This is a genomic window from Flavobacterium rarum (SeqCode), from assembly GCF_965234445.1.
In the GTDB taxonomy this organism is placed as follows: Bacteria; Bacteroidota; Bacteroidia; order Flavobacteriales; family Flavobacteriaceae; genus Flavobacterium; species Flavobacterium rarum.
Map to the genome: position 1 here is coordinate 1 of NZ_OZ248498.1, position 4,170 is coordinate 4,170.

The following is a 4,170-nucleotide window of genomic DNA, read 5'->3' on the forward strand; positions in this document are numbered from 1 at the left end:
TGTTAATTGACAAAAGTCAATTACCCATTGCAATACGACCTTAAGGTGGTTATTGCGGCGGGGCTCACCTCTTCCCATCCCGAACAGAGTAGTTAAGCCCGCCTGCGCAGATGGTACTGCAGTTATGTGGGAGAGTATGTCGTCGCCTTTCTTTTTAAACCCTTCATCTATTGATGAGGGGTTTTTTATAAATTTTACTTAATTTGGTACCTTAGCTCAGATGGTAGAGCAATGGACTGAAAATCCATGTGTCCCTGGTTCGATCCCTGGAGGTACCACATAATGCTCGGATGGTGAAATTGGTAGACACGCTGGACTTAAAATCCAGTGAACAGCAATGTTCGTGCGGGTTCAAGTCCCGCTCTGAGTACAAAAAAACTTCATTTGGTTAATACTGAATGGAGTTTTTCATTTTTAATTATTTCCAATTAATTAAAAAGTACATGGACCAGTCCTAAAACATTCTGTAAATAAACGCAATTTTTAAGATCCGATTTTCTATATTTTCTCCATTAAGTACATAAGTGTTTATACAAAGTCCTATTAATTTTTTTCATTTTAAAATGAAGGTGTAATTTAATAAATGTTAAAAATATTTTAGACATTCTTAATACTTTTTTATACTCAAATCTTCCTGATTTTGATTTCAAAATTCCTCTTTTTTTAGACAGATATCAATAGCTTTTTTGGCGTTTATTAGCCTCTTTATTAGTGTTAAACACTAGCAGTTACCATGGACATTTTAGAAAGTAAAAACTGAAATTTAAATTTGCTATTTATTTTTTCTTTAAGGTACGAATTTTATTAAAAAAGTGTATTATTTTAAAAAAAAATGAATTATCATTTATATTAATAAAGTTATTATAGTATTTGTATCTATTACTACTGTTATGTTTTGAATTCAATTATCCTTACTGTTTCGGCAGTTGAAATAATTACAAAATATAAAATACGGAAACAGTCCAAACATTTTTTTTTCGGTAAATGATATTCAGCAAATTTATGTAACGTTTTGTGTTATATTCTATAATGTAATTTATTATGAAATTGTAACTGGAAAAGTGGGTATTAAAAGCCTATAGCCTTGAGAATTTTTAAAGAGGATTTTACTACTTGGAAGCGGAAAGGAATTTTAAAAATATTACACAAGTAATTGTTATTACCAATGATGTTTTAATATTATTGAAAAAGTACTTTGTCTAAGACTATAAAAGGGATTTTTAAATAAAAAACCAAAACTTGCTACCTTTATTAATTGGGATTCTCAATATATTGCTACTTACTTCGAATGTAGAAAACAGTACTTCTTGGTGCTTTTTTTTGTTTTGAATAACTTATTCAAGTAAAAATTGTTTTGGAAACTGGTTTGCGAGAGGGATAGAAAGTAGCTACCAAAGTAGCCTGGATAGCCCGACCGAATTATTGTAAGGGGCGAATAGGAGGTTGCTAAAATTGCCCCTTGCCATAATTTGGTCTCGCCCTCTTCATTTTGACGAAATTTAAAGTAATTTGCATTTTTTTTGGATAGATGCAAAAAAAAAGAGACTGCTTTTGACAGTCTCTCCTAATTTTATATTAATCTGGAATTACATTGTAAAAGGGAATACAATTCCGTTTTGAGTATAAGTTCCTTTATTGTCACAATCACCATTACCATAATCGATTATTCCGTTCAAAAGTGCACTTTCAACTTTCAATTTTCCTTTGGAAACATATTCGCATGAAAAGTTTTTAACTAATGCTTCTACTACAGATAGTGTAATAGTTGTACCATTTTGTTTAGTTACTGTATGTGTTCCTTCTGTCATTTCGTATGTGTTATCATTTAATGTTAAAGTCGAAACACCTGCAGTTTGTTTTACGGTATGAATTCCTGAGTTTAGATATACATCACCTTTTGTGTCAGTGAATTTTCCATTGGTTACAGTTCTACTCCATTGTGGAGTGTTAGGAGATGTAGTTGTATTTTTGTAAACAATTTTACCTTCAATTTTGTTTCCATTTACGGAGTAATCGACTCTTTCAACTGTCATTGTGCTGCCTGTTTCTGTAATGTATCCAGAAAATGTGATTTTTAATTTCCCTTTTCTTGAAATCCCATTTGTTACACATCCTGTAGTGCCAAAATCTACATAAAATGTTTTTGGGAAAGTAGAACTTTGCGGATCCATAGTTATAGTTCCACATGAGGTTGCTAATGTTTTCCCTGTTTTTGCAGTTAAATTTTTGTATGACACTTCATTACCGGTTTGAATGTCTAATTCATTTACTAAATCAATAGAAGTAGATGCTACTATTGGACTATTATCTGTTGTACTCATTGCATCTTCTTTTGTACAAGAAACAAAAAGAATGCTAGTAAGGAAAAGTGTTGCTAATAAAAAAGTGCTTTTTTTCATAAAAATAAATATAGTTAAGTTTATTATTTTGGGTTTGCAAACATACTAAGTTTAATTAATATTTTTTTATAAACAATGTTAAATATATTTGGAATAGGTTGGAAATCTTATTTTTATAGGATAAAAACCTAGGATTTAATGTGTAATATGTGTTTTTAATAATTCAATGCTAGGTTACTCAATTTAATTTTATTAATAAGTTAGGAACCTTAAATGTTAATGGGTTTTAAAATAAGTTGAAACGTTTGGTAATTCTGCCAAATCAAGTTCCAATTCGGTTTCTTTATAATCGACAAATGCACCGACAGTAAAAGATCCATAAGCATAAAAAACTAGTTCGGCTGTTTCATTTATTACTTTGGCAACTCGAAATGGCGGGTCTCCAAAAGTATTGTGTAAAGCAAATAGAATTATATCGTCATTTTTTAATGGGTTGTTTTTTGGGTTTGTAGAAACAATTTGTAGAATTATTTTAAAAAGACCTTTTGCTTCTTCATTAACCATTGCTTTTAATTGTCTTTCATTGCTAATAGGACTAGACTTCCATTGTCCTTTTTGTGGATCATTATTATTTGATATGAGTCCTTTCTTTAATTTTAATTTAGCTTCACTAAACATTTTGTCAACAATTTGCTTTATATCTTCTTTAACTTTTGTCGATTTGTTAAAACCAATTATATCTTCAATTATACTTTGAATTTCTGTTTCTGCTAATATAGGTTCGTTTACTTTTTTAATCAGTGTTTTTGTTAATTGAACATTATCTTGAATTACACTTTGCATTTTAATAATTTCTATGCCTTTAAGTTCGTTTTCATTTTTGGCTTCTAAAACTTCATTTTTAACCATTTCAAGTTTTTTCTCTAATAAATTATCAGTTGCATTTTTGTATTTATTAGATAGAACTAATCGCATATAATTATAGCCTATGTATAATCCCAAAAATCCAAAATAAATAACTATCCCTATAGAATATATATCAACCAATTGCCCATCATATTTTGATGATATCCTTACATATTCTCCTAATGAAATTAAAAAATCTGGTATTTCTTTTAGATTTACTAATCCAAGTCCAACAATTATTTTGGTTAGCCAGTCTGAAATTTCAACTAAACTATTGTTTAATGAGTAGTCTCTTTCTTTGATGTTGCTTCGTTTGGGCATTCCAAATAATGTTCCAGTAAAAAAAGAACTTATAAAAGCGGCTATTCCCAAAATTAAACCAATAAAAAGAATCTTAATTCCCATTTCTGGGATGGTGATTGGAAAACCAATTACAGGAATCAAACCTAAAAAAAGGCCCATATACAAAGTGAGTAAGACTGAGGCTTCTGCTTCTTTTACCAGTATTCTTTCTTTTTCTTGTTCAATTTCGAATTGATTTTTGATTTCAGGAATAGTCATGAGTCTAATGATTTAATTAATTTTATGTTCAACTGACTTACTTAAAAATGGATTTATTTTTTAAAGTTATAAAAAATATCAATATGACATGGGGTGTAATTGACTGAAATTAAAGATGTTAATTTTGTGCTATTTTAAGTTATTGGGCTCACGTAAAAAATATGGGGAGAAGTCTTAAATTTGAATAAAAAACAAATGGATTTTTCAATATTTTCTTCCTTTTTACCTGAGGGATTATTATCTCATTTTGACATTGTTGATTTCAAAGAATTAGGGGATTTACAAACAAAAAAAGATTGTTTTTATATTTATTTAGACGAAAAAAATATTCTTCCAAAAGAATATAATTCTAATGAATTTGAAT

At 29.1% G+C, this 4,170-nt stretch carries 2 protein-coding genes, 2 tRNA genes and 1 rRNA gene; 3 read left to right on the forward strand and 2 right to left on the reverse strand.

Translation table 11 applies throughout. From position 1 onward, the window contains the following. The first annotated feature begins 41 nt into the window (after window positions 1-41). The 3 genes from rrf (at window position 42) to AC8GF4_RS10840 (ending at window position 370) form a co-directional block, all read left to right on the forward strand. Window positions 42-151 (forward strand): 5S ribosomal RNA (gene rrf, locus AC8GF4_RS10830). Between the two features lie 54 nt (window positions 152-205). Continuing rightward, a tRNA-Phe gene (locus AC8GF4_RS10835) sits at window positions 206-278 on the forward strand. 6 nt (window positions 279-284) lie between these two features. Continuing rightward, window positions 285-370: transfer RNA gene (locus AC8GF4_RS10840), tRNA-Leu, on the forward strand. Window positions 371-1,586: 1,216 nt separating this feature from the next. On the opposite strand, the gene AC8GF4_RS10845 is transcribed toward AC8GF4_RS10840, so the two are convergent. Then, entirely contained in the window at window positions 1,587-2,399 is an 813-nt protein-coding gene (locus tag AC8GF4_RS10845; RefSeq protein ID WP_506594608.1) for a hypothetical protein, read from the reverse strand. Window positions 2,400-2,615: 216 nt separating this feature from the next. Beyond that, window positions 2,616-3,806, reverse strand: a complete 1,191-nt coding sequence (locus AC8GF4_RS10850) for a pYEATS domain-containing protein (protein WP_506594610.1) — start codon at window positions 3,804-3,806, stop codon at window positions 2,616-2,618. Window positions 3,807-4,170 lie beyond the last annotated feature (364 nt).